General features: G+C 61.7%; 20 protein-coding genes. 5 read left to right on the plus strand and 15 right to left on the minus strand.

The features are described 5' to 3' along the window. Nucleotides 1-48 precede the first annotated feature (48 nt). The 4 genes from FEU76_RS07170 to FEU76_RS07185 form a co-directional block, all read right to left on the minus strand. A complete protein-coding gene (locus FEU76_RS07170; protein WP_144981677.1) occupies nucleotides 49-3,237 on the minus strand; it encodes an efflux RND transporter permease subunit in 3,189 nt (1,062 codons plus the stop codon). After that, nucleotides 3,237-4,517, minus strand: a complete 1,281-nt coding sequence (locus FEU76_RS07175) for an efflux RND transporter periplasmic adaptor subunit (RefSeq protein ID WP_039176416.1) — start codon at nucleotides 4,515-4,517, stop codon at nucleotides 3,237-3,239. The genes FEU76_RS07170 and FEU76_RS07175 overlap by 1 nt, the downstream gene beginning before the upstream one ends. 66 nt (nucleotides 4,518-4,583) lie before the next feature. Continuing rightward, entirely contained in the window at nucleotides 4,584-6,056 is a 1,473-nt protein-coding gene (locus FEU76_RS07180) for a TolC family outer membrane protein (protein ID WP_144981681.1), read from the minus strand. Between the two features lie 147 nt (nucleotides 6,057-6,203). Beyond that, on the minus strand, nucleotides 6,204-8,162 hold the full coding sequence (locus FEU76_RS07185) for a sigma 54-interacting transcriptional regulator (protein ID WP_446718804.1): 1,959 nt from the start codon (nucleotides 8,160-8,162) through the stop codon (nucleotides 6,204-6,206). 300 nt (nucleotides 8,163-8,462) lie between these two features. On the opposite strand from FEU76_RS07185, the gene FEU76_RS07190 reads away from it, so the two are divergent. From FEU76_RS07190 to cynS, 4 genes are read left to right on the plus strand one after another with little or no spacing between them, the layout of a single operon-like run. Further along, the gene (locus FEU76_RS07190) at nucleotides 8,463-9,881 is read left to right on the plus strand and encodes a CmpA/NrtA family ABC transporter substrate-binding protein (RefSeq protein WP_144981683.1); all 1,419 of its coding nucleotides are present in this window, start codon (nucleotides 8,463-8,465) and stop codon (nucleotides 9,879-9,881) included. Between the two features lie 2 nt (nucleotides 9,882-9,883). Next, on the plus strand, nucleotides 9,884-10,741 hold the full coding sequence (ntrB, locus tag FEU76_RS07195; protein WP_144981686.1) for a nitrate ABC transporter permease: 858 nt from the start codon (nucleotides 9,884-9,886) through the stop codon (nucleotides 10,739-10,741). Nucleotides 10,742-10,751: 10 nt separating this feature from the next. Then, entirely contained in the window at nucleotides 10,752-11,708 is a 957-nt protein-coding gene (locus FEU76_RS07200; protein WP_144981688.1) for an ABC transporter ATP-binding protein, read from the plus strand. Continuing rightward, nucleotides 11,701-12,141, plus strand: coding sequence for a cyanase (cynS, locus tag FEU76_RS07205; RefSeq protein ID WP_039176430.1), 441 nt, complete (start codon nucleotides 11,701-11,703; stop codon nucleotides 12,139-12,141). Before FEU76_RS07200 ends, cynS begins: the two co-directional genes overlap by 8 nt. Nucleotides 12,142-12,244: 103 nt before the next feature. Here the strand turns inward: cynS and xylB are convergent, their stop codons facing one another. The 10 genes from xylB to FEU76_RS07255 form a co-directional block, all read right to left on the minus strand. Next, nucleotides 12,245-13,729 (minus strand): xylulokinase, encoded by a 1,485-nt coding sequence (xylB, locus tag FEU76_RS07210; RefSeq protein ID WP_144981692.1) that lies wholly within the window; start codon nucleotides 13,727-13,729, stop codon nucleotides 12,245-12,247. Next, the gene (locus FEU76_RS07215; protein ID WP_144981694.1) at nucleotides 13,729-15,216 is read right to left on the minus strand and encodes a mannitol dehydrogenase family protein; all 1,488 of its coding nucleotides are present in this window, start codon (nucleotides 15,214-15,216) and stop codon (nucleotides 13,729-13,731) included. The genes xylB and FEU76_RS07215 overlap by 1 nt, the downstream gene beginning before the upstream one ends. Continuing rightward, entirely contained in the window at nucleotides 15,200-15,865 is a 666-nt protein-coding gene (locus tag FEU76_RS07220) for a nucleoside/nucleotide kinase family protein (RefSeq protein ID WP_144981696.1), read from the minus strand. The genes FEU76_RS07215 and FEU76_RS07220 overlap by 17 nt, the downstream gene beginning before the upstream one ends. A 7-nt stretch (nucleotides 15,866-15,872) precedes the next feature. Beyond that, nucleotides 15,873-16,658, minus strand: a complete 786-nt coding sequence (locus FEU76_RS07225) for an L-iditol 2-dehydrogenase (RefSeq protein ID WP_144981699.1) — start codon at nucleotides 16,656-16,658, stop codon at nucleotides 15,873-15,875. Further along, nucleotides 16,642-17,340 carry an HAD family hydrolase gene (locus FEU76_RS07230; RefSeq protein ID WP_039176442.1) on the minus strand — a complete coding sequence of 233 codons (699 nt, stop codon included), beginning with the start codon at nucleotides 17,338-17,340 and terminating at the stop codon, nucleotides 16,642-16,644. Before FEU76_RS07230 ends, FEU76_RS07225 begins: the two co-directional genes overlap by 17 nt. Continuing rightward, complete coding sequence (locus tag FEU76_RS07235) at nucleotides 17,337-18,494, minus strand: ABC transporter ATP-binding protein (RefSeq protein ID WP_144981702.1); 1,158 nt, start codon at nucleotides 18,492-18,494, stop codon at nucleotides 17,337-17,339. Before FEU76_RS07235 ends, FEU76_RS07230 begins: the two co-directional genes overlap by 4 nt. Before the next feature lie 11 nt (nucleotides 18,495-18,505). Continuing rightward, nucleotides 18,506-19,354, minus strand: a complete 849-nt coding sequence (locus FEU76_RS07240) for a carbohydrate ABC transporter permease (protein WP_144981705.1) — start codon at nucleotides 19,352-19,354, stop codon at nucleotides 18,506-18,508. A gap of 31 nt (nucleotides 19,355-19,385) precedes the next feature. Beyond that, the gene (locus tag FEU76_RS07245) at nucleotides 19,386-20,276 is read right to left on the minus strand and encodes a carbohydrate ABC transporter permease (protein ID WP_039176453.1); all 891 of its coding nucleotides are present in this window, start codon (nucleotides 20,274-20,276) and stop codon (nucleotides 19,386-19,388) included. Nucleotides 20,277-20,358: 82 nt separating this feature from the next. After that, complete coding sequence (locus tag FEU76_RS07250) at nucleotides 20,359-21,681, minus strand: ABC transporter substrate-binding protein (RefSeq protein WP_144981708.1); 1,323 nt, start codon at nucleotides 21,679-21,681, stop codon at nucleotides 20,359-20,361. A 157-nt stretch (nucleotides 21,682-21,838) separates the two neighbouring features. Then, nucleotides 21,839-22,798, minus strand: coding sequence for a sugar-binding transcriptional regulator (locus FEU76_RS07255; RefSeq protein WP_144981712.1), 960 nt, complete (start codon nucleotides 22,796-22,798; stop codon nucleotides 21,839-21,841). Between the two features lie 120 nt (nucleotides 22,799-22,918). Here FEU76_RS07255 and FEU76_RS07260 point away from each other — a divergent pair, with 120 nt between their 5' ends. Beyond that, a complete protein-coding gene (locus tag FEU76_RS07260; protein ID WP_016914566.1) occupies nucleotides 22,919-23,230 on the plus strand; it encodes a Nif3-like dinuclear metal center hexameric protein in 312 nt (103 codons plus the stop codon). A gap of 20 nt (nucleotides 23,231-23,250) precedes the next feature. Here the strand turns inward: FEU76_RS07260 and FEU76_RS07265 are convergent, their stop codons facing one another. Then, a complete protein-coding gene (locus tag FEU76_RS07265) occupies nucleotides 23,251-23,808 on the minus strand; it encodes an NUDIX hydrolase (protein ID WP_144981715.1) in 558 nt (185 codons plus the stop codon). Nucleotides 23,809-23,859: the final 51 nt, after the last annotated feature.

A 23,859-nucleotide genomic window follows, 5' to 3' on the forward strand; every position in this document is an offset into this window, starting at 1 on the left:
AACGGGCACCCCGTGGGGTGCCCGTCTGGTGGATCGCTGGCGATCAGGTCAAGTCTGATCGTGACCCAGCGCCGCCTGCTCATCCTCCTTGCGTTCAGGATGACGCTTGCGGTAGAGCCAGTCAGAAACAGTGGCAATCATGGCGTAGAAGCTGGGAATGAACAGGCTGCCCAGAATAGCGACGGACGCCATGCCCACGGCCACCGTGGTGCCGATATGGTGGCTACTGACATCACTGGCCCCGGTGGCCAAGGCCAGCGGCAGCGTACCAAAGATGAACGCCAGCGAGGTCATGACGATGGGCCGGAAGCGCAGCTCGGCCGCCGTGATCGCGGCTTCACGAATCGTCTTGCCCTGCTCTTTACGCTGCAGCTCGGCAAACTCGACGATCAGGATCGCGTTCTTGGCCGCCAGCCCCACGACCACCAGCATACCGATTTGCACGTAGACACTGGTATCCAGCCCGCGCAGCACGATACCGCCAATCCCCCCGAGGAAGGCAAACGGAGTGGCCGTCAAGACCGCCAGCGGCAAGGACCAGCTCTCGTACTGGGCTGCCAGGATCAGGAACACCATCAGGATACCGAACACGATGGCCAGCATGGCGGTATTGCCCAAGTTGGCCTCCTGATACGCGGTACCGGTCCAGCCCATGCCCCAGTTCGGCCCCAGTGTTTCCAGCACGACTTCTTCCATGGCCGCGATGGCTTGTGCCGAGCTGTAGCCCGGAGCCGCCCCGCCCTGGAACTGCGCCCCGGTGTACACCCCGAAGCGTGACACTACCGAAGGCCCTACCTGGCGCTCCAGCGTCACGAACTCGGATAACGGAATGCGCTCACCGTTGCCGCCCCGCACGTAGACATTGTTGATGTCTTCGGGGGTCTTGCGGAACTCGTCCTCGTTCTGCAGATACACCTGGAAGTTACGGTTCTGGTAGCTGAAGAAGTTGACGAAGCCATTACCAAAGGTATTGGAAAGTGCCGAAGAGATATTCTCCAGGGCCACGCCGTAGCTCAACGCCTTCTGCTGGTCGATCTCCGCCCGGAACGAGGGAACGTTCACGTTGAACGTGGAGAATACTTGATTCAGCGCAGGGTGCTGGTTCGCCGCCCCCATGATCTGCAGCGAAGCTTCATACAGCTCACGGGGCGATGCGCCGTCGAAGGATTGCAGGTAGCCGGTGAAGCCCCCAGTGGTCGACAGCCCCATGATGGGCGGCACGTTGAAGGCCATGGCCGAACCACCGTCGATGCTGGCACCCAGCTGCATGATACGGCCCACCAGCTCATTGGCGGTCAGGTCGCGCTCCGACCAAGGCTGCATGTTGACGAACATGATCCCGCGTGCGGTGTTTACCGCGCTGGACAGAATGTCATACCCCGCCACCGCCGAGGAGTACTGCACGCCAGGGATATCTTCAATGGCAGCACTTAGCTCGGCCATGTAGTTCTGGGTACGATCCAGCGAGGCAGCGTCCGGCAGCGACACGCTGACCAGCACGATCCCCTGGTCCGTTTCGGGCACCAGCGTGGAGGGCGTATTGGCATACAGCCAGTAAGAGCCCGCCCCTACCGCCACGGTCAGCGCCAGCGCCAGCACCCAGAAGCGCACCAGCTTCTTCACGAACCACATGTAGAGCGCCGTGAAGCCTGCAAAGAAACGATCGAACAGGCGCAGCGGCGTGGTAATGGCTCGCTTGAAAGCGGACTGACGGGTCTTGTGCAGGTTGTGCTTGATGAAGATCGCGGACAGCGCCGGGGTGAAGGTCAGTGCCATCAGCGCCGACAACGCCACCGAGATCGCCACGGTAATCGCGAACTGCTGGTAGATCTGGCCCGTGAAGCCGCCCATGAAGGCCACCGGCACGAACACCGCCGCCATGATCAGCGACGTGGCGATGACCGGCCCACCGACCTCTTTCATGGCGCGAATGGTGGCATCGCGAACGCTGATATCGTCCTCTTCGCTGAGCACCCGCTCGACGTTCTCCACCACCAGAATCGCGTCATCAACCACGATACCGATCGACAGCACCAGCGCGAACAGCGTCAACAGGTTGATCGAGAAGTCGAACAGGTAGAAGCCGGCAAAGGTACCAATCACCGAGACCGGCACCACCGACATGGCGATGACCGTAAAGCGCCAGTTCTGCAGGAAGATGAACAGAATCACGATAACGATCAGGAACGCTTCGATGAACGTCTTGAGCACCGTCTCGACGGACGCATCGATGAACAGCGTCGTATCGTAAGGCGTCACGTACTCGAGCCCCGGCGGGAAGCGTTCAGCCAGCTCTTCCATGGTCGCCCGAACCGAGTTGGCCGTCTCCAGCGCGTTGGCGCCCGGCTGCTGGTTGATGATGATGGGCGTCATGGTCGCGCCGTTCAACCGCGCATCCACGCCGTAGAAAGAGGCGCCCAGCTCGATCCGTGCCACGTCATCCAGGCGCAGTGAAGAGCCATCGGCATTGGTGCGCAGGAAGATGTTGCGGAAATCATCCGGGCTGGAAAGGCGCCCGCCAGCGGTAATGGTGTAGGTATAGGCACGCGGCTCGCTCTGGGGCGTCGCGGCAAGATTACCGGCCGGAATTTCGGTGTTCTGAGCGCGAATGGCACTGGCCACTTCGCTCGGGGTCAGGTCGTACTGGGCCAGCTTGTCGGGATCCATCCAGATCCGCATGGCAAACTCGCCGCCCCCCAGCACCTCGGCGTTGCCCACGCCAGGCACCTGGCGCAGCTCATCGAGAATGTTGAGCGTGGCATAGTTCTGCATGTAAACGTTGTTGTAGTCACCGCTGGGCGAGGTCAGCGCGACCAGCATCAGAATGGAGTCGGAACGCAGCTCCACGGTGACACCCTGAGACTGAACGGCCTCTGGCAACTGGGACAAGGCCCCCTGCACGCGGTTGTTGACGTTGATGGTGTTGATATCACCATCGGTGCCGATGTTGAACGCCACGCTCAGGCTCATCAGGCCGTTGTCGGCGCTGTTGGAGGTCATGTACAGCATGTCCTCCACGCCGTTGATGGCTTCCGCCAAGGGCGCGGCCACGGTCTGTGCCACGGTCTCCGCATCGGCACCGGGGAACTGCGCCTGTACCGAGACCGTGGGCGGCACCACGCTGGGATACTGCTCGATGGGCAATATCCGCATCGCCATCGCGCCTACCAGCGTCAGGATAATCGCCAGCACCGTGGCGAATATCGGACGACTGATAAAGAAGTTAGAGAAATTCATTATTGAGCACCCTCTTCCCCTTCCGCGGGCGCATCACCGGCGCCTTCGGACATCTCGGCAGCCGCTTCGGCCTGCTCCTGCTGCTCCTGCGCTTCGGCTTCTTCCACGTCATCGACCAGCTGTTCTGCATCGCCATCGAAACGCACCGGGTCGATCTCCATGCCCGGCTCGATACCCGCCGGGTCACCTACCACAACACGCTCGCCAGGCTCCAGGCCATCCAGGATGATCTGCCAGGGGCCAGCCACATCGCCCAGTTGAACCGTCCGCTCACGCGCCTTGCTCTCGTCATCCAGCACGAAGACACGAGGGCCCATCAACCCTTGGGTAACGGCAATTTCAGGCACCGCCATGACGTCGAAGCGCTTCAGGCCTTCAAGGCGTACGCGCACGAACTGGCCCGGCAGTACTTCCCCGTCAGGATTGTCGAACGTGGCCGATGCTTGCACCGTACTGGTGCCGGTATCCACACGGGAACCGAGGAAATTCAGGCGGCCCGCCAGCTCACCACCGGCGCTACCCGCTAACCCGGGCACGCTGAGATGGGCGGTAATGGAGGACATGTCACCGGCGCTGTCGGCCAACTGGCGACGCAGCTCGAAGGCATCGCGCTGGGGTAGCTGAAAGCGCACTTCCAGCGGGTCCAGGGGCGTGATGGTGGCCAGCTCAGTGCCTGACGTGACCAGGTTGCCCACGTTGATCTGGCTCAAGCTGATCATGCCCGACACGGGCGCGGTGACGTTGGAGTAGCCCAGGTCCAGATTGGCACTGGTGAGTGCGGCTTCCGCCTGTGCCACGCTGGCCTGCGCAACCCGCTGCTCTGCCAGCGCCTGGTCGTACTGCTGGCGGCTGACCGAGTTCTGGCTCAGCAGCTGCTCGAAACGCTGCGCATCCCGCTGGGCGCGTGCCAGCTCTGCCCGGGCGCTCTGCAGGTCTGCTTCACGCTGGTTCACCGTGGCCTGGTACAAGTCCGGCTCGATGGTGTAGAGGCGATCTCCCTCCTCGACCATTTGCCCGGGTTCGAAATGCCGCTCTTCCAGAAAGCCGTTGACCCGCGCCACCAGCGTGACTTCACTGTCGCTACGCAGCAGCGAAGGATAGGACTTGTTGAGCGGAATGTCCTGACGGCTTACTTCAGCGACTTCCACCGCGTGGGGTGGCGCTTCCTGCTGCTGGCCCTGCTGCTCCTGGGACGGCTGTTCCTGGCCACAAGCGGTCAGCGCCAGCACGGCGATCAGCGTCACCAGGCTCGCCCGGGTGGAGTGCATCACTCTTTTCATGCGTCGAATTCCCATTCATTTTTTCTGTACGTTGACGGATCGCAGGCGTGCCCCCGTTGGCCGCTCTCAGGCGCCTGGGGTAGGAGGAGCACCAATGTCCATCGCGCGCTGGTAAGTATCAGGCGCGTTGCTTTCAGGCAGGGTGAAGTTGACGCTGTCACCGGTCAGCCAGGCATTGACTTCCTCGATGGCCGCCACGTCCAGCATGCCCGACTGCTGGCGCAGCGACATCAGATTCACCACGTAGTCGTAGCGCGCTTCGGCGTAGCTGGCGATGGCGTTATAGAGGTTCTGCTCGGCATTCAGCACATCGACGATATTGCGGGTACCCACTTCGTAGCCTGCGCGCGTCGCTTCCAGAGCACTGCGGGTAGACACGATGGCCTGGCGGCGAGCATCCACGGTTTCCACGTTATTGCTGACCTGGGTGTACAGCGAGCGCACTTGTTGAATCGTGGTGCGGCGCTGGGACTCGAAGTCGTACTGGCTACTTTCGAGCTGGAAGGTGCCCTGGCGAATACGCGCACTGGTGCTGCCACCGGTGTAAATCGGCAGGTTGGCGGAAACGCCTACCTGGCTAGAAGAGTTGTAGCCACTGACCACATCGCTGTCGCTGTCCGAGTATTGATAGTTGGCGAACGCCTGCACGGTGGGTAGACGCCCTGCCCGGGCGATTTCCACACCGGCCCGAGACAGCTCGATACCTGCCCGCTGGGCCAGTACCTGCGGGTTGCGCTCCAGTGCCTGGTCGACCCAATAGTCACGGTCGGTGGGCGCAGGGAGCGCAATCGGCATGGCGTCGCCCAAGGCATCGATGTTGGCGTAACGCTGCCCGGTCAACTGTTCCAGCGCTTCGAACGCCACTTGCAGGCTGCTCTCGGCGGCAATGCGGTCGGCCCGAGACTGGTCGAAGCTGGCCCGCGCCTCTTCCACTTCGGTAATCGCAATCAGCCCGACCTCGAACTGCTCGCGGGCCTGTTCCAGTTGGCGGCCAATGGCGCGCTCTTGCGCCTGACGCGCTTCCAGAACCTCATGGGCACGCAGAATATCGAAGTAGGCGCTGACCACGTCGATGAGCAGCTGCTGTTCCGTCGCGGCCAAAAGGTAGACCTGCTGATCGATCTGGCGCTCGGCCTGGTTGAGCTCCTGGCGCGTCACGGCATTGAACAGCGCCTGAGTCGCTTCCAACGACAGCGATGCGGTGTTGTAACGGTCATCGCTGACCCCCACCGCGGCCTGGTCGGCACCCACGCCGACGCCCGCCCCCCGCGCAGAACCCTGGCTTTCGTACTGCTGGTTGTGCACGACACTACCGGAGGCATTCACCTGAGGCAGCAAGCCGCCGCGCGCCACGTCCCGGCCCGCTTCCACGCCAGAAAATTCGGCGCGTGCCGAGGCAAGGGCAGCGTTGTTGTTCAACGCATCGCGGGTGATGGTGACCAGGTCGGCCGCTTGGGCAGGCAGAATGAAGGAGGAGGTCAGCACGGCCAGTAGCAAGGGGCGTAAAGGGGCATTGACTGCCCAGTGTGCTAGTCGCATGGGATTGCCTCTAGGTGTCAACGTTGGAAGACGCGCAGCGCCAGTCTGAAAGAGTGGGCATTATAGTTACATTCATGTATGTATGCTAGCCTTGAACTTGGCGAATTTGTGTGTACAAAGTGCCTGCCCAGTCCAGCACCTTTTACCTTAGTCCAATGCACCGTTGGCAGGGGGCTTTTTACATTCACGACGCCTGAATCGACGCGGGTCGATGCCCCACTTTTGCAGCCGGGAGGCCAGCGTCGTCGGTTTGACGCCCAATAGCTCAGCCGCCCCGCCCGCGCCAGAGATCTTGCCCTGTGTCGCTGCCAGCGCCTTCAACACGTTGTCCCGCTGGTGCTGCTGTAGCGCCTGTTCGGTCATCGGTGTCTCGGCAAGAGGCTCGGCGCCCTTGTCACGCTCCGCCATGACCTGCCCCGGCACACTGGGCTCAGGCGGCAACAGGTCGTCGAAGCAGAGTCGGCGGTCCTGGGTCACGATCACCTGTCGTTCGATGACGTTTTCGAGCTCGCGGATATTGCCAGGCCATGGATAGCGGGTCAGCAGCTCCAATTGAGCCGGAGGAATACGCACGCCCGGCTTGTTGAACTTCAAGCAGGCGCGGTGCAGAAAATGTCGCGCCAGCAAGGGCACGTCCTCGATGCGCTTGCGCAGCGGCACTGAATCGATGGGAAACACGTTGAGCCGGAAATAGAGATCCTCTCGGAAATGCCCGGCGTCGATCATCTCTTTCAAATCACGGTTGGTGGCCGCAATCACGCGCACGTCCACCTCTCGGGTGCGGTTGTCCCCCACTCGCTCGAACTGCTGATCCTGCAATACGCGCAGCAGCTTGCTCTGCAGCTCCAGCGGAATTTCTCCTACCTCGTCAAGAAACAGCGTGCCGCCGTGGGCCAGCTCGAAACGCCCCGGACGATCCTGCATCGCCCCGGTAAAGGCCCCTTTGACATGGCCAAAGAACTCGCTTTCGAACAGATCTCGCGGTATGGCGGCACAGTTGACCCGAATCAGCGGCCGGTCGCTGCGCCCACTTCCGGCATGAATGGCCCTGGCGATCAGCTCCTTGCCCGTGCCGGACTCACCGCTGATCAAGACGTTGGCCCCGGTCGGCGCCACCATGGCAATCTGCTGGATCAATTTGGCCACCGCCGGGCTGTTGCCCACGATATTGCGGTGATTGACCTCTGCCTTGATCTCCTCCTGAAGGTATTCGTTCTCCAGCTCCAGCCGCCGCTTCAGCGACTCGACCTCCTCTAGGGCATCGCGCAGCTGCTGCTCTGCCCGTTTGCGTTCGCGGATATCGCGAAACAGCACCACGGCCCCCACCAGCCGCCCCATCTCGAAAATGGGGGTGCTCGTATACTCGACGGGAATCGCCTCACCGTTCTTGTGCCAGAACACTTCATCGTCGACGTGGTGCACCTGGCCATCGCTGAACGAGGCATGAATGGGGCACTGCTGCACCGGGAAATGCGAGCCATCGGCATGGGTATGGTGAAACATCAAATGCGCATCGTGGCCCACCATGTCCTCGGTGCTCCAGCCCAGAATGCGCTCGGCCGCTGGATTGACGAAAGTGGTTCTGCCCTGCGCATCCAGCCCGTAGATGCCCTCTCCGGCAGCGCTGAGAATCAGCTGGTTCTGCCTTTCGATTCGCTCGAACACCTGCTCGACGCGCTGCCACCCTACATCCCCCTGGCGATGCTGACGCCCCAGCTCGGCCCGGGCGCGCCGCTGCTCGGCCTTCTGCCGGTCGATCAGGGTCAACAACAGCCGCGGGGTGTCCGGCAAACGCTCACCGAAGACTTCTACCCGGCGTGGCTGACGCACGCTGTCCAGCACCACCAGGTCATCCGACCACGCCTGCCCGGTAGTCAATACCTCATCGGTAAAGCTGACCCACAGCGGCAAGGAGGCACTCAACCGATGGCTGAACGGCGACGCCCGCCAATCGCCCTCTTCCAGCATCAACAGTTGGCAGGCCGCCGCATTGGCAGCCACCAGCTCATCGGCCAGCGGGTCGATCACCAGCATGGCCAGCGGGGCATGGCTGGCCATGAGCTTGAGCGACGGCTCGCTCATCAACGGCTCGGTCGTCATGGGCATGGGGGGCATCTGCATCTCCTGGCGATGGCGTCGACATACCCACTACCCATACAAACAACGGGCCAATAACGATATTTCGTCATTTAAACAACGAAATATCGTTATTAACGAAAAATCGTTGTTTTCAAGCATGGCCTCCAAGATTCCACCAAATACCATAACTCATTGAATTTATGAATCTTTAAACAAAACGGACGGTTGTGGCACACAAGTCGCACTAACGAAACAGTGCCGCAACGCTCTGTTTCGCACCAAGACGGCGCAGCTAGAAGCCCATTTGCTCCTGAGAGGTGAACGCCCATGAAAGAGAACAATGACCACAGCAGTCTCGGCAACCCTTTCGATCACCGTCAATCGCTGATCCATGGCCGCCAGTGTGATTGCCACCAGTGCCACCCTGCCCGCCCCAGCGCACCTTCCCATCAGGCCACCCTGGCCGGTGGCGAAGCGCCGCCCAGCAATGCCGAACAGATCATGGACCGAGTCGTGGAGAGCGCGCTGGTTCGTGGCATCTTTGGCCATAGCGACATGCACCGCCGGCAATTCATGAAGCTGGTGGGTGGCGGCACCGCGGCGGCTGCCCTGGCCACGCTGCTGCCCATGGAGTCGATCAAGGCGGCGATCAAGGAGAACCTCGGCCCGCTGGAGAAAACCGAGCTGGACATCGGCTTCATTCCGATCACCTGCGCCACGCCCATCATCATGGCCCACCCCATGGGGTTTTATGAGCGTTACGGCCTGAACGTCAATGTGATCAAGACCGCTGGCTGGGCGCTGATTCGCGATAACTCGCTGAACGACCGGTACGATGCCGCTCACATGCTCTCCCCCATGCCGCTGGCCATGAGCCTGGGGGCAGGCTCGACCCAGCGGGCCTTCGTGACGCCTGCCATCGAGAACGTCAATGGGCAAGCCATCGTGCTGCACAACGACCATCAGGACAAGCGTGACCCGCAGCAGTGGAAAGGCTTCACCTTCGGCGTGCCCTTCGAGTACTCCATGCACAATTTCCTGCTGCGCTACTACGTGGCCGAGCATGGCCTGGACCCGGATCAGGACATTCAGATTCGCGTCATTCCGCCCCCCGAAATGGTCGCCAACCTGCGCGCGGGCAACATCGATGGGTTTCTCTCCCCCGACCCGTTCAATCAGCGCGCCGTGTTCGAGCGCATCGGCTTCATTCATCTGCTCACCAAGGAGATCTGGGACGGCCACCCGTGCTGCGCCTTTGCCACCAGCGCTCGCTTTGCCCAGCAAAACCCCAACACCTACGGCGCGCTGCTGCGGGCGATCATCGATGCCACCCAATACTCTTCCGACCCGGCCAACCGTTCGGAAATCGCAGAGGCCATTGCCCCGACCAACTACCTGAACCAGCCAGTCACGGTGATCGAGCAGGTGCTGACAGGACGCTTTGCCGATGGCCTGGGCAATGTTCAGAACGTGCCGGACCGGATCGACTTCGACCCCTTCCCCTGGCAATCCATGGCCGTCTGGATCCTGACCCAGATGAAGCGCTGGGGCTACATCGAGGGCAGCGTCGATTATCAGCAGATTGCCCGGGATGTCTTTTTGGCCAGCGAAGCACGCACGGTGATGAACGAGCTGGGCTACGACGCCCCCGAAGAGACCTCGCGCAACTACCAGATCATGGGCAAGACCTTCGACTACACCGACCCCGAAGGGTATCTGGCCAGCTTTGATATCCGCAGGAGCTAATCATGGACCGTACCACCACCGACTGGAACATCAGCCTGAATGCACGGGCTGCCTTGTTGGCCTTCGTCCTGCTTGCCGTGCTGCTGGGGCTATGGGAAGGACTCGACCGCTCGCCGCTGCTGGGCGGCACGGAAGAGCTGAGCGAGTACGAACTGCTGCTGGGCGGGGCCGATGAAACGGCCCGCGTTCCCCCGCCGTCGGCGATTTTCGAGCGGGCCTGGGAGCAGCTTTCCAACCCTTTCTATGATGCAGGCCCCAACGACAAGGGGATCGGCATCCAACTGGGTTACTCCCTTTACCGCGTGCTCAGCGGCTATCTCATGGCCGCCGTGGTGGCGATCCCCATCGGCTTTCTGATTGGCATGTCACCGCTGGCGTATAAAGCGCTCAACCCGTTCATTCAGGTCTTGCGGCCGATTTCTCCCTTGGCCTGGATGCCTCTGGCGCTGTTCATCATTCGGGATGCCGAAGCCTCGACCATCTTCGTGATCTTTATCTGTTCCATTTGGCCGATGCTGCTCAATACCGCCTTTGGCGTGGCTGGCGTGCGCAGCGACTGGGTGAACGTGGCACGCACCCATGAACTGTCGCCGCTGCAAACGGCCTTCAAGGTCATTCTGCCCGCCGCGGCCCCGACCATTCTGACCGGCATGCGTATCTCCATCGGTATTGCCTGGCTGGTCATCGTCGCCGCAGAAATGCTCGTGGGGGGTACCGGCATCGGCTACTACGTCTGGAACGAGTGGAACAACCTGGACCTGACCAGCGTGATCTTTTCCATCCTGATGATTGGCGTCGTCGGCATGCTGCTGGATATGTCGCTGGGCTATGTCGCCCGTTTCGTCACCTACGCCGAATAAGGAGCCTGTCATGAGTCATGCCTTTGTAGAGGTGCAGAAGGCCGCCAAACGCTTCCCCGGCGCTGGCAAGGACGCTGCACCGCTCACGGTCTTCGAAGACATCAGCTTTCAGCTCAAGAAGGGCGAGTTCGTCTGCATCATCGGCCACTCCGGCTGTGGCAAATCCACCATCATGAATGCGCTGGCCGGGCTGGATCAGTTCTCCGAAGGCTCCATGGTCATGGATGGCAAGGAGATCCATGGGCCGAGTCTCGAACGTGGCGTGGTGTTTCAAAACTACAGCCTGTTGCCCTGGCTCACCGCGCTGGACAACGTGCGCTTTGGCGTACGTGCCCGCTGGCCCGCCTGGAGCGAGCACGAGATCACCGAACACAGCATGAAATACCTGACCTTGGTGGGTTTGAAAGAAGTGGTCGGCCGCAAGCCCGCCCAGCTCTCTGGCGGCATGCGCCAGCGGGTCAGCATCGCGCGTGCGTTTGCCACCAAGCCCAAGTTGCTGCTGCTGGATGAGCCCTTTGGGGCCTTGGATGCCCTCACCCGTGGCGTCATCCAGGACGAACTGGTCAAGATCTGGAGCCAGGACCAGCAGACCGTGTTCATGATCACCCACGACGTGGACGAAGCCATTCTGCTGGCCGACCGTATCTTCCTGATGACCAACGGCCCCCAGGCGCGGATTGCCGAAGCGGTCGAAATCGACCTGCCACGGCCGCGCCAGCGGGCGGAGATCGTCAAGCATCCCCACTTTTATACGATTCGCAACTACCTCGTCGACTTCCTGGTAAACCGCTCCAGTGAGCTACGTACCCAGGAATTCGACGGCAAGGGCCTGCGCTACCCCACACCGGTCAACCCTGTGACCCTGGCAGAAGGCAGCGCCACGTCCGTCTCTACTCCGGCACCGACGACGGTGCCGCCCCAAGAAAAGCTGGTCACATTTACTCCCAAGGAGATCCGTCATGGATAAGCTTGAAATGCGTCACACCCTTCTTGCCGCCAAGGCACGCAAGCAAATGAGCTGGGACGAGATTGCCAGCGCGGTCGGCATGTCACCGGTCTGGGTGGCGTCAGCCTGCTACGGCATGAACAGTGCCAGTGCCGATGTCGCCCATAAACTGTGTGACGTGCTGGAAGTCGATGGCGACGTGGCCACCGCGCTGACCGCCTTCCCCACCAAGGCGTGGGATGAGGCCATTCCCCAAGACCCCTTCATCTACCGCCTGTACGAAGTGGTCGGCGTTTACGGTGAAACCCTCAAGGATGTCGTGCAGGAGAAGTTTGGCGACGGCATCATGAGCGCCATCGACTTCACCATGGAGATGGAAAAGATCGAAGACCCCAAGGGCGACCGCGTGCTGCTCACCCTGAACGGCAAGTTCCTGCCTTATAAGTCCTGGTAAGCCGCCTGGGCCCACCCCGTCCTGCTGCCACGCCAGCGCCTGTCGATGAGACAGGCGCTGGCGTTATGGTGCATAGAGTGAACGGCATTTGCAGCAATGGGTATTAAAGCGAGTGACGCTGCGCCAACAGCGCCAGGTAGCGCCGATACGCCTCATGGTACGCGGCCACACGCTGGGGTTCCGGCTCTGCCAGTGAGGCAGCGTCCAGGTGCACCAACCGCTCGCAGAGCGAGGCCAGGCTCACTCCCTCGGGGCTCAGGTCGCACCAGGCCGCCTGAATGGCGGCGCCCAGAGCGGCGGCATCGGTGATCTCAGGGCAGATCACTTGAGTATTGGTCATGTCGGCCACCATTTGCCGCCACACGGGGCTGTTCGCACCGCCGCCGATCAGCCGAATCTGGCGGGTACCCGCGGCCAGTTCTCCCAACAGTTCCAGCCCGTAGCGCAGGCCAAAGGTAGCGCCTTCCATCACCCCACGACACAGGTTGGCCTGGGTCATGTTCACGCTGGTCAAGCCCAGAAAGTCGCCAGAGGCATCCGGCAACATGGGTACCCGTTCCCCGTTGAAGAACGGCAGTACCGTCACGCCTTCGGCGCCAATCGGGGCGCTGGCCACCCGCTCGCCAAAGGCCGCCAGATCCAGCCCGAACAACTCGCGCACGCGGGTCGTTGCCGAGGTGACGTTCATGGTACAGATCAGCGGCAGCCAGCCACCGTGGCTGGCGCAGAAGTTGGCCACCATGGCGCTGTCGCAGACCACGGGCTCGGGCGAGTAGGCACATACCGTGCCGGAGGTTCCCAGGCTCAAGGTAATCAAGCCACGGGTAATATTGCCGGTGCCAATCGCCCCCATCATATTGTCGCCACCGCCGGAAGAGACGATCACGCTATCGCTCAGCCCCAGCTCTTGCGCTACCAATGGGCGGACTCGACCAACGGGCTCTCGGGGCCCGATGAGGCGTGGCAGCACGCGCTCAGGGTCGAGTTCTGGCGCAATGGCGGCGAACACCTCTTTTTGCCAGCGCTGGGTACGGGTGTCGAAATAACCAGTGCCCGAGGCATCGCCTGCCTCGGTGACCCGCTCACCGGTCAGCCAGAAATTCAGGTAGTCATGGGGCAGCAGCAGCGTGGCGATACGCTGATAGGCGTCCGGGTGGTGCTCGCGAAGCCAAGCCACTTTCGAGGCGGTATAACCGGTTTGCAGCACCAGGCCAAGCTTCGCCAGGCAGCCCGCTTCACCGCCCAACGCTTCGACCAGCGCACTGTTTTGCGCGCTGGTTTCGGTATCACACCACAGCTTGGCGGGATACACCGGCACGCCGTCGGCATCGAGAGCCACCATGCCATGCTGTTGACCGGAAACGCCAATGCCGCGTACCTGTCGGGCATCGATGCCCGACCGCTGAATGGCCTCGGAAAACGCCCCCTTGAGCGCCGCCAACCACTCGGCGGGCGACTGCTCGCGGCGGCCGTGTTCGCCTTCGTCCAGGCGGTGCGGGCGGCTGCCTTCCCCCAGGATGACGCCACGCTCCACATCCACCACCACGACCTTGGTACTCTGCGTACCGCAATCCACCCCGATATACATCACACGGTTCCTTTCGACGCGACCAGAGCTTCAAGGGTAGCCCGTGCGCCCCGCTCATGCAGCGACTTCAGCGCCTCCAGGTAGGCATCAAGGAAGCGGGGCTGCTCTGCCAGGTCGCCAAACAGCTCGCGGTTTTCCACGAAGGCCGCCGGGTGGGTGCGGTTATTGGCGGCAATGGCCATCAACGGCTCTCGCAAGCGGTCCACGATCTCGATGGGGTTGCCCTGCTCGTCGACCCCTTCGGCATAGCGTGCCCAGCTGGCCACCACGGCAGCGCTGCGCTGGATCTCGCCGCTCTGGGCAAGCTGCTGGCGAATCACCGGCACCAACCATTTAGGAATACGATCCGAGCTTTCCGCGCACAGCCGCGCCAGGGTGTCTCTGATTTGAGGATTGGCAAAGCGCTCGATCAGCGTCAACTGATAGCTTGCAAGGTCCACCCCCGGCACGGGGGCCAGCGTCGGCGTACCCTCTTCGCGCATGTACCCCAGCAAGAACTCCACGAACAGCGGGTCCTGGCACACCTCATGGGCGTAGCGATAGCCCGCCAAATAACCAAAATAAGTGAGCGCCTGATGGCTGGCGTTGAGCAGGCGCAGTTTCATCAGTTCGTAGGGCTCGACATCATCGACGACCTGAACGCCAACGTGCTCGAACGCCGGGCGACCCAAGGGAAAGTGGTCTTCCAGCACCCATTGGGTAAAGGGCTCGCACACCACGGGCCAGGCGTCTTCAACGCCAAAGCGCTGGGCGAGCTCTTCGATATCCGTAGGCGCGGTCACCGGCGTGATACGGTCCACCATGGCGTTGGGAAACGCCACCTCGGCAGCCAGCCAGTCACCCAGCTCTGCACTGCGGGCGCGGGCGTAGGCGCTGAACATGCGTTTGGCCACGTCGCCGTTGCCCTGAATGTTGTCGCAGGACATCACCGTAAACGGCGCAATGCCCCGTGCCCGGCGGCGCACCAAGGCTTCCACCACAAGACCAAAGCTGGTGGAGGGGCGCTCTGGATGGGCGAGATCGTCGCGCACCTGGGGGGCGTCCAGGTTGAACTCTCCGCTGACCGGATGAAAGTTGTAGCCACCCTCCGTGACCGTGAGCGACACGATTCTGATGGCGGGGTCCGCCATTGTTTCGATCACCGCGTCGGGGTTCTCCGGGGCAAACAGGTAATCCACCATGCTGCCAATCACCCGGGGCCGATACTCGCCATCGGGGTATTTCACCACCAGGGTGTAGAGGAAATCCTGAGCTGCCAGCACCTGCTGCATGCGCTTGTCGCCGGGCATGACCCCGACCCCCACGATCCCCCACTCCAGTGCTTCGCCCTGGTTCATCAGAGCATCCACGTACATCGCCTGATGAGCACGATGAAAGCCCCCGACCCCGATATGCACGATGCCGGGGGTCAGTGCCTGTCGGTCGTAAGCAGGTCTCTGTACGGCCTGGCCGAAGGCCGCCAGCGTATGGTTATTCAACGAGGTCATGGTCACTCTCCGAGAAGGTGGACAGGGATGGTCGCCAGCGCTGGTCAGGTGACACGCTGCGCGTTTTCACCAGAGCCGCGTTGAGCATGTCTTTCTGGTGGGTTCGCTCCATGGCACCCGCGAGGTCCTGCCCCATGCACAGCCAGCGCTGTATCAGCCGCTCGGCCAGCACGGCATCCTCCACGTCGATGAACAGCGTCCAGTCGAACAGAGAACGCAGCGCTCGCCAGGGCTCCTGGTCGAGCAGCAGATAATTGCCCTCCACGATCACGATGCGATGGTCGGGCGTGATCAAGCGCCCCCCGGCCCTCGCCAGGTCCAGCGGGCGATCGAAAATGGGCACGGCCACCGGCCGGTCAGCGCGACGAATACGCGCCAGGTCGTGGCGAAGGCCGTCCACGTCGAACGTATGCGGCGCTCCCTTGAGCGGGAGCTGCTCTTCCCCCAGGACAGCGTTATCGAAGTGATAGCCATCCATGGGCACGACCGCTGCCACCCCTGGCTGGCGCTGATTGAGCGCATCGCACAGCAGGGCACTTCCGTAAGACTTGCCAGCACCAGGCGGCCCGGCCAGGGCGACCATATAGCGCGCTTGGCCTTGCGCTGCATCCAGCAGTTGGTGGCTCAACGAAACAACATCAGGACTCATTGGCATCTCAACTCATCCAGTTGCCGCCATCGACGTTGAGCGTCTGGGCGACAACGTAATCGCTATCTTGGCTAGCCAGGAAGACAGCGGCTCCCGTGTGGTCTTCCGGCACTCCCATGCGGCCATAGGGCACGGCTTCACCCACCAACCGTTTCTTCTCTCCCAGCGGGCGGTGCTCGTAGCGGGCAAACAGCGCATCGACCTCTTCCCACATCGGCGTATCCACCACGCCAGGGGCTATGCCGTTGACGTTGATGCGATGTTTGATCAAATCGAGCCCGCAGGATTGGGTCAGGCTGATCACGGCGGCTTTGCTGGCACAGTAAACGCTCACCAATGGCTCGCCTCGTCTACCTGCCTGCGAGGCCATGTTGATGATTTTTCCACCCTGCCTCTGGGCCACCATGGCGCGAGCCACGGCCTGCAAGGTGAAAAACATGCCTTTGGTGTTCACCGCGAACTGTTTGTCGAAGCTGGCTTCGGTGACCTCCAGCACGGGCGCCATGTCGAAGACCGCAGCGTTGTTGACCAGAATGTCGATACCGCCAAAGCGCTCGGAGACCTTGCTCACCATGGCGTCGATGGACGCCTGGTCGCATACGTTCAGCACCACGCCCATCACCCGTTCGGCGTCGGTATCCTGCTGGAGCGTGATGAGCGCTTCGTCGACGGCCCGGGCATCGATGTCGGCCACCGCGACGCTGGCTCCTTCCAGAAGATAGCGCTGGGCGATGGCAAGCCCGATCCCCCGAGCGCCGCCGGTAATCACGGCCCGTTTATCGCGTAGTTTCATTGTGATCGTGTCCTTGCAGGTAGAGTTGCCACTCATCGACCAAGGCGTGCAGCCCACGCATGTGCAGCAGGATTCGCCAGGCGCCAGCGGCCAGCAGTCGCGCATGTTGGCGGTCATCCACATGGCTGGCACCGACAAAGCCAATCACCTGCATGCCTGCCGCCCGGGCAGCCGTCACTCCGGCCACGCTATCCTCCACCACCAGGCACTGCTCAGGAGGGCAGCCAAGCCTGCTCGCGGCCAGGTGATAAATGGCCGGGTCTGGTTTCGGGTGGTCGACCTGCTCGGCGGTGAAGATGGGCACGTCTCCCAATACGTCGGCCAATCGCGTGGTCGCCAGGGAGGCCTCCACACGGCGACGACGGCTGTTGGAAACGATGGCCTTGGGCAGACTGATGCCACTTACCGCACGGTGCACACCCTCGATGGCGGTCAGCTCACGCAGCAGCCGCGACTCGATGGCTTCATCCACCTGCTCAGATGCATCCGCTGGCAGCGCGTGACGGCTCTGCTGCTCGAGATGATGCAGAATATCGGCCGTCGTCATGCCCAGGGCTTGCCCCAGCAGCGTCGGTATATCCAGGTCTGGCAGCCAGTGGGTCAGGTAGGTTTCCAGGGTCTGCTCGGCGAGAAACTCGCTGTCCACCAGAACACCGTCACAATCAAAGATCAGTGTCTTCATGCGTGCCCTCCGGGTAGCTCTGGCTCGCTGGCGGCACGGTTGTCCTGGCGTGTCAGGCTGGCCAACGGATGGCGAGAAAGGCTCTCCAGTGCCAGGCCTTGGGCGTCGAAGAGATGCGCGCGCTGCGCATCGAAACCGAACGTCACGGTATCGTTCACACGGTAGGCCACGTCACCGTCGGCCATGATCGTGATCAGCAGCTCGCCCATTTGCACGTACAGCGAGGTTTGCCCACCCAGCCGCTCCAGCACCTTGATTTGGCCACTCAAAGGGCCGTTTTCATCCAACTGCAGATGCTCCGGGCGAATGCCCAGCTCCAGCGCTTCGTCGCTGGCGAGCCGTTCACCTGCTACCGGAAGGGTGCAGAGTCGCCCACCGGGCAGGCGCACGGTGACACCATCATCACCAAGGGAGCGCTGCTCGACGCTGAAGAAGTTCATCTTGGGCGAACCAATGAACCCTGCCACGAACCGGTTACGCGGGTGGTGGTAGAGTTCCATGGGCGAGCCTACCTGCTCTACCACGCCATCGTGGAGCACGACGATTTTATCGGCCATGGTCATGGCCTCTATCTGGTCGTGGGTGACGTAAATCATCGTCGCGTCCAGCTCTTCGTGCAGCCGAGCCAGCTCGATACGCATCTGCACCCGCAGCGCCGCATCCAGATTGGAGAGCGGCTCGTCGAACAGGAAGATGCTGGGATTGCGCACGATGGCGCGACCAATGGCGACCCGCTGGCGCTGGCCGCCCGAGAGTGCTTTGGGCTTGCGGTCCAGCAGCGGTTCGAGCTGCAGGATCCGAGCGGCTTCCAGCACCTTGGCGCGGCGCTCCTCTTTGGGCACCCCAGCCAGGCGCATGCTGAAGCCCATGTTGCCCTCGACGGTCATGTGCGGGTAAAGCGCATAGCTTTGAAACACCATGGCCAACCCTCGGTCGGCGGGGCCCACCTCGTTCATGCGCTTGCCATCGATGAGAATATCGCCGTCACTGGCGCTTTCCAGCCCGGCGATCATGCGCATCAGCGTGGATTTGCCGCAGCCGGAAGGCCCCACGAACACGACGAACTCACGATCATTGACATCGAGGTCGATGCCCTTGATGACCTGGGTGTCGCCAAACTGCTTGGTGATGTTTTTCAGTTGCAAGGTTGCCATGGAAAATTCCTTTACTTGACGGCACCAAAGGTCAGGCCGCGCACCATTTGTTTTTGGGTCATCCAGCCGAGAATCAGGATGGGCGCAATGGCCATGGTGGACGCCGCCGACAGCTTGGCCCAGAACAACCCTTCAGGGCTCGAGAAGGAGGCAATGTAAGCGGTCAACGGTGCCGCTTTCGACGAGGTGAGATTGAGACTCCAGAACGCCTCGTTCCAGCTCAGGATCACCGACAGCAGCCCGGTAGAAGCGATGCCCGGCAAGGTCAGCGGCAGCAGCAGGAAAAATACCTCTTGCAGGGTAGAGGCGCCGTCCATACGGCCCGCTTCGAGGATGTCCTTGGGCATGTCCTTGAAGAAGGTGTAGAGCATCCACACCACGATGGGCAGGTTCATCAGGGTGTAGATGATGATCAGCCCGGTACGGGTATCCAGCAGTCCGACATCGCGGAAAATCAGGTAGATAGGTACCAGAACTCCCACCGGCGGCAGCATCTTGGTGGAGAGCATCCACAGCAGCGTGCCTTTGGTGCGCTTGGTGGGCAAGAAGGCCATGGCGTAAGCCGAGGGAATGGCAATCAGCAAGGCTAAAAACGTGGAGCCAAACGCGACGGCCACGCTGTTCAAGGCAAAGCGGGCATAGCCCGAGCGGGCCTGAACGGCCTGGTAACTTTCGAGCGTAGGCGAAAAAATAAAGCTGGGGTCGGCGATCGCCGCCGTTTCGGTTTTGAATCCGGTCAGCACCATCCACAGGATGGGAAAAAAGATCACCAAGGCCACGGACCAGCCCAGCAGGGTCAGCAGTAGCTGCCGCAGCGGTAACGAACGTGCGTTGGCGGAGGCGTTACGATGCAGGGTCATACAGAGACTCCCAAGGCCCAAAGAGCCGACGTTAATCTTCCAGGTTTCTGGCAACCATTCGGACGAGGAAGATGGCGACGATATTGGCGAGAATGATGGCGATCACCCCACCCGCCGAGGCCATGCCCACATCGAAATCCAACAGCGCCTGGATGTAGATCAAATACGCCAGGTTGGTGGTAGCAAGTCCCGGCCCACCCGAGGTAGTGACAAATATCTCGGCAAAAATCGTCAGCAGGAAGATCATCTCGATCATGATCACCACGCTGATGGCACGCTTGAGGTGCGGCAGCGTGATGAAGAAGAAAATCGCCAGCGGCCCCGCTCCGTCCATGCGTGCGGCTTCCACCTGATCTTCGTCCAGCGACTGCATGGCGGTCAGCAGAATCAGCAGCGCAAACGGCAGCCACTGCCATGAGACGATGATGATGATGGACGTCAGCGGTAGCGCCGAGAACCAGTCCACGACGGGAAGCCCCAGCGATTGCGACAGCCAGGCCAACACCCCATTGGAGGGGTGCATCATCATGTTTTTCCAGACCAGGGCACTGACCGTGGGCATGACGAAGAAAGGCGATATCGCCAGCACCCGGGCAATGCCCCGCCCGGCAAACTCTTGCTGGAACAGCACCGCCAGCAGCGTGCCGCCCACCACCGTGATGACCAGTACCCAGCCCACCAGCAGCAGCGTGTTGGCCATGGCTTTCCACAGCGCGGGGTCGGTGAGCAGATACTCATAGTTTTCCAGCCCCGCGAAGCCGGTCATTTCCGGCATCAACAGGTTGTAGCGCTGAAAAGAGAACCAGACCGTCATGCCCAAGGGCACGATCATCCAGAGCAGCAGAAGAGTCACTGCGGGCGCCTGAAGCGATAGCGTCCTCAGCCCGCCGACCGTTCGGCCAGAAGCACGTGTTCTATTCATGACAATACCTGCAAAAAACGGTCCCGCCAGGAGCCTGGGCAGCGCCTCCCCCTGGCGGGGCAAGCGCTGCCACCTCCAGGGCTCAGCGTTGGATATAGCCCGCGCGCTGCATGGTGCGCTCGGTGGCCCGCTGGGCGTTATCGAGGGCTTGCGCCACGGGGGTGTCGCCGGTCAGAGCGGCCGCAATGGTCTGGCCCACCTGAGTGCCAATCGACTGGAACTCGGGAATGCCGACGAACTGGACGCCGATATAGGGGTTGGGCTCCAGGCTGGAGTCGGTGGGGTCGGCGTCCTTGATGGCATTCACCACGAAGTCGGCAAAAGGAGCCGCCTCGATGTACTGCGCATTGGCGTAGGTGGACTCACGGGTACCCGGGGGCACGTTGGTCCAGCCGTTGGTTTCACCCACCAGCGCTATGTACTCTTGCGACGTGGCCCAGGTGATGAACGACTGCGCCGCCTCCTTGTGCTCGGAAGAGGCAGGAATAGCCAGTGCCCAGGACCACAGCCAATGCGAGCCTTTGGGCGTTTCGGCAATGGGCGCAGGGGCAAAACCCAGCACGTCGGCGACGTCTGATTCGTTCTCGTCATAGAGCTTGCCAGCGGCCGAGGTGGCATCGACCCACATGGCACAGTTGCCCCGGGAGAAGAGCGCCAGATTTTCGTTGAAGCCGTTGGAGCTGGCGCCAGGCGGCCCGTAATTGCCCAGCAGGTCGACATAAAACGCGACGGCGTCGTTCCAGGCTTCGGAATTGATTTCAGGGTTCCACTGCTCATCGAACCAGCGGCCACCGAAGGTGTTCACCAGCGTCGAGACGAAGGCCATGTTTTCACCCCAGCCCGGCTTGCCACGCAGGCAGATGCCCGCCAACCCCGGCTCGCTGCCGTGCAGTTGCTCGGCCCAGTCGTGCACCTGCTCCCAGGTGGGCTGCTCGGGCATCTCGATACCGGCCTGTTCGAACAGGTCGGTGCGGTAGTACATCATCGAGCTTTCGGCATAGAACGGCAGCGCATGCAGCGTGCCGTCCAGGCTCAGGCCATCGCGCACCGATGCCAGCAAATCGTCTTCGTGGTAGTCGTCGGGCAGGTCCACCAGGGGTTCGAGCCAGCCCCGCTCTGCCCAGATCGGCACTTCATAGGTGCCAATGGTCATCACGTCGAACTGCCCGCCACCAGTGGCAATATCCGTCGTCATGCGCTGGCGCAGCACGTTCTCCTCCAGCACCACCCAGTCCAGAGAGATATCCGGATGCGCCTCCTCGAAGGCACTGGTCAGGCTCTGCATGATGACCATGTCGTTATTGTTCACCGTCGCCACGGTGAGCGTTGTCTGAGCATGGGCGTGCCCTGCTACCGCGATGGCGGCTGCCAGGGTCGTGATGGGCAAGTGTCGCGCAAGACGCATGAGGTTCTCCTTGTGGCAGGTATTGGCATTATTGTTACCTTGATCATATTGATCATCGACCGAACAAATGATCGTACGCAGGCCAAAAAAAAGCAAAGCCTGACCTCTTAGACTTTACGCTAATTCATTCAATGGCTTGCATATTGCACCTGCACACTCAGCCAGCATCGGATGCCGCAAGGATGTGCCTGGCGGCACGCTCATCCGTGATCAGCCCCTTCAGCCAGCCGCCCCGCAGCGCCGCCAGAATGGCAGGCGCCTTGTCCTGTCCACCGGCAATGCCCACCATCAGGTGCTTGCCGAACCGTTCCAGAGGCAGGCTGGTCACCCGCCGTGTGATGGAGCAGTCGATCACCTGCCCGTCGCGGTCCAGGGGCCAGCCCAGCAGCTCACCCACGGCTTCACGTCCCAGCAGCTCGTCCAGCTCGCTCTCGCTGATGAAGTGGTCCTGGAACAGGGTAGCTTGCCGGTCGATGCGCCCGATTCCGATGAAGGCCGCTTCCGACTCCCGGGCCACGTCGGCAATGGCCCTGAACAGCCGCTGGGACAGCATGGCCTCTTTCTCGGCCAACGACTCCGCCACGACCGGGGCGGGCAGTAGAAAACGCTCGCCGCCGGTTTTGTCCGCCAGCACCATGACCGCATCATATCGGTTTGCCGAGCCATCACGCGCGACGTTGCCCACCAGCGAGACGAAACGGTGCTGAGGACGCTCCACACGACTCAGCGCCTCCACCGCCGCCCGCACCGAACGGCCCGTGCCCAACGAGAGTGTCAGCGGTTCGCTGCGCTCGACCAACCGCGCGATGCGCTCTGCGCCTGCCACGGCCAGGTAATAGGCAGCCCCTTCCGGTGCCTGCGCATCGGCCGGCACGACATCACAGTAGGTCAGGCCAAACCGTGATCGCAACGCACTGCCCAAGGCCATACAGGTCGAAATGGGGTGATCGATATGCACTTTCACCAGCCCTTCCTGGCGAGCCAACGCCAACAAGCGCTGCACGCCTGGCCTGGAGACTCCCAACTGGATGGCAATGTCGTCCTGGGTCATGCCGCCGACGTAAGACATCCAGGCCGCCCTGGCGGCCTGGTCGAGCTTCACCTCGAATTTATCCATGGAATGCTCGCCACCTCATGCTCAAAAAACGCCATCATACAAAGCTCAAGACAAGACCAGTAGTGTCCTATCCGCTAACATGGGCACCTTGTCAGGCTCCCCGAATAGAGGCTTATTGTCATGTATAAACTCGCTTTTTTTGTTCCTGTGGACCATGTCGAAAGCGTCAAGCGCGCCGTGTTCGATGCGGGTGCGGGGCGTATCGGTGATTATGAGCACGTCTGTTTCCAGACCCGCGGCACCGGCCAGTTTCGGCCGATGGAGGGCGCCGAACCGCATATCGGTCAGGTAGGCACCCTGGAGCGGGTGGAAGAGTTCAAGGTGGAGCTGGTCTGTGACGACGCGCACATCCAGGCGGCCATTGCCGCCCTCAAGCTGGCCCACCCCTACGAGGAAGTGGCCTACGACGTGTGGCAGCTGGCCAACCTGTAGGCGCCGCCTCCGCTGCCCCATCAGGCACTGCCGAAGTAGCGTTCGCGGTCTTCGGGTGTGATCTTGCTGATGTGCAGCGGAAAGTCCGCCTGCTGGCGATCTTCGAAGTAGTGCCGCAGGGTCCGCTCGATGGTGGGGAAGGCCAGCGCTTCCCAGGGGATTTCGTGCTCTTCGAAAAGCGCCACCTCCAGGCTTTCTGGTCCGGCACTGAAGCCACCCACCAGGTCGGCACGAAAAATCATGTAGACTTGATTGATGTGCGGCAGGTCGATCAAGGTGTACAGGTCTCCCAGCGCGACTTCGGCGAAGGCCTCTTCCCAGGTCTCCCGGGATGCGGCCTGCTGCGTGGTTTCGGCGTTTTCCATATAGCCTGCTGGCAGCGTCCAGTACCCTTTGCGCGGCGCAATGGCGCGTTTACACAGCAAGACCTTCGAGCCGCTCACCGGCAGCGTACCCGCCACAATGCGCGGATTCTGGTAGTGAATGGTACCGCAGGCATCGCACAGGTAGCGGGGGCGGTCATCTCCTTCAGGCACCGCAAAGCGGACTTTTTCACCACACTGACTACAAAAGTTCATCGCGTTTTCTCTATGGCTGGAAGGGCGAGCTATCAACGCGCTTGACGCTGA

The sequence above is a fragment of the Halomonas sp. C22 genome (genome assembly GCF_007655045.1).
Classification (GTDB): domain Bacteria; phylum Pseudomonadota; class Gammaproteobacteria; order Pseudomonadales; family Halomonadaceae; genus Vreelandella; species Vreelandella hamiltonii.

Bases quoted from the DNA above. Each gene is read 5' to 3' on its own strand.
- FEU76_RS07170 (WP_144981677.1), bottom strand. From the start codon at position 3,237: ATGAATTTCTCTAACTTCTTTATCAGTCGTCCGATATTCGCCACGGTG.
- FEU76_RS07175 (WP_039176416.1), bottom strand. From the start codon at position 4,517: ATGAAAAGAGTGATGCACTCCACCCGGGCGAGCCTGGTGACGCTGATC.
- FEU76_RS07180 (WP_144981681.1), bottom strand. From the start codon at position 6,056: ATGCGACTAGCACACTGGGCAGTCAATGCCCCTTTACGCCCCTTGCTA.
- FEU76_RS07185 (WP_446718804.1), bottom strand. From the start codon at position 8,162: ATGCCCATGACGACCGAGCCGTTGATGAGCGAGCCGTCGCTCAAGCTC.
- FEU76_RS07190 (WP_144981683.1), top strand. From the start codon at position 8,463: ATGAAAGAGAACAATGACCACAGCAGTCTCGGCAACCCTTTCGATCAC.
- ntrB (WP_144981686.1), top strand. From the start codon at position 9,884: ATGGACCGTACCACCACCGACTGGAACATCAGCCTGAATGCACGGGCT.
- FEU76_RS07200 (WP_144981688.1), top strand. From the start codon at position 10,752: ATGAGTCATGCCTTTGTAGAGGTGCAGAAGGCCGCCAAACGCTTCCCC.
- cynS (WP_039176430.1), top strand. From the start codon at position 11,701: ATGGATAAGCTTGAAATGCGTCACACCCTTCTTGCCGCCAAGGCACGC.
- xylB (WP_144981692.1), bottom strand. From the start codon at position 13,729: ATGTATATCGGGGTGGATTGCGGTACGCAGAGTACCAAGGTCGTGGTG.
- FEU76_RS07215 (WP_144981694.1), bottom strand. From the start codon at position 15,216: ATGACCTCGTTGAATAACCATACGCTGGCGGCCTTCGGCCAGGCCGTA.
- FEU76_RS07220 (WP_144981696.1), bottom strand. From the start codon at position 15,865: ATGAGTCCTGATGTTGTTTCGTTGAGCCACCAACTGCTGGATGCAGCG.
- FEU76_RS07225 (WP_144981699.1), bottom strand. From the start codon at position 16,658: ATGAAACTACGCGATAAACGGGCCGTGATTACCGGCGGCGCTCGGGGG.
- FEU76_RS07230 (WP_039176442.1), bottom strand. From the start codon at position 17,340: ATGAAGACACTGATCTTTGATTGTGACGGTGTTCTGGTGGACAGCGAG.
- FEU76_RS07235 (WP_144981702.1), bottom strand. From the start codon at position 18,494: ATGGCAACCTTGCAACTGAAAAACATCACCAAGCAGTTTGGCGACACC.
- FEU76_RS07240 (WP_144981705.1), bottom strand. From the start codon at position 19,354: ATGACCCTGCATCGTAACGCCTCCGCCAACGCACGTTCGTTACCGCTG.
- FEU76_RS07245 (WP_039176453.1), bottom strand. From the start codon at position 20,276: ATGAATAGAACACGTGCTTCTGGCCGAACGGTCGGCGGGCTGAGGACG.
- FEU76_RS07250 (WP_144981708.1), bottom strand. From the start codon at position 21,681: ATGCGTCTTGCGCGACACTTGCCCATCACGACCCTGGCAGCCGCCATC.
- FEU76_RS07255 (WP_144981712.1), bottom strand. From the start codon at position 22,798: ATGGATAAATTCGAGGTGAAGCTCGACCAGGCCGCCAGGGCGGCCTGG.
- FEU76_RS07260 (WP_016914566.1), top strand. From the start codon at position 22,919: ATGTATAAACTCGCTTTTTTTGTTCCTGTGGACCATGTCGAAAGCGTC.
- FEU76_RS07265 (WP_144981715.1), bottom strand. From the start codon at position 23,808: ATGAACTTTTGTAGTCAGTGTGGTGAAAAAGTCCGCTTTGCGGTGCCT.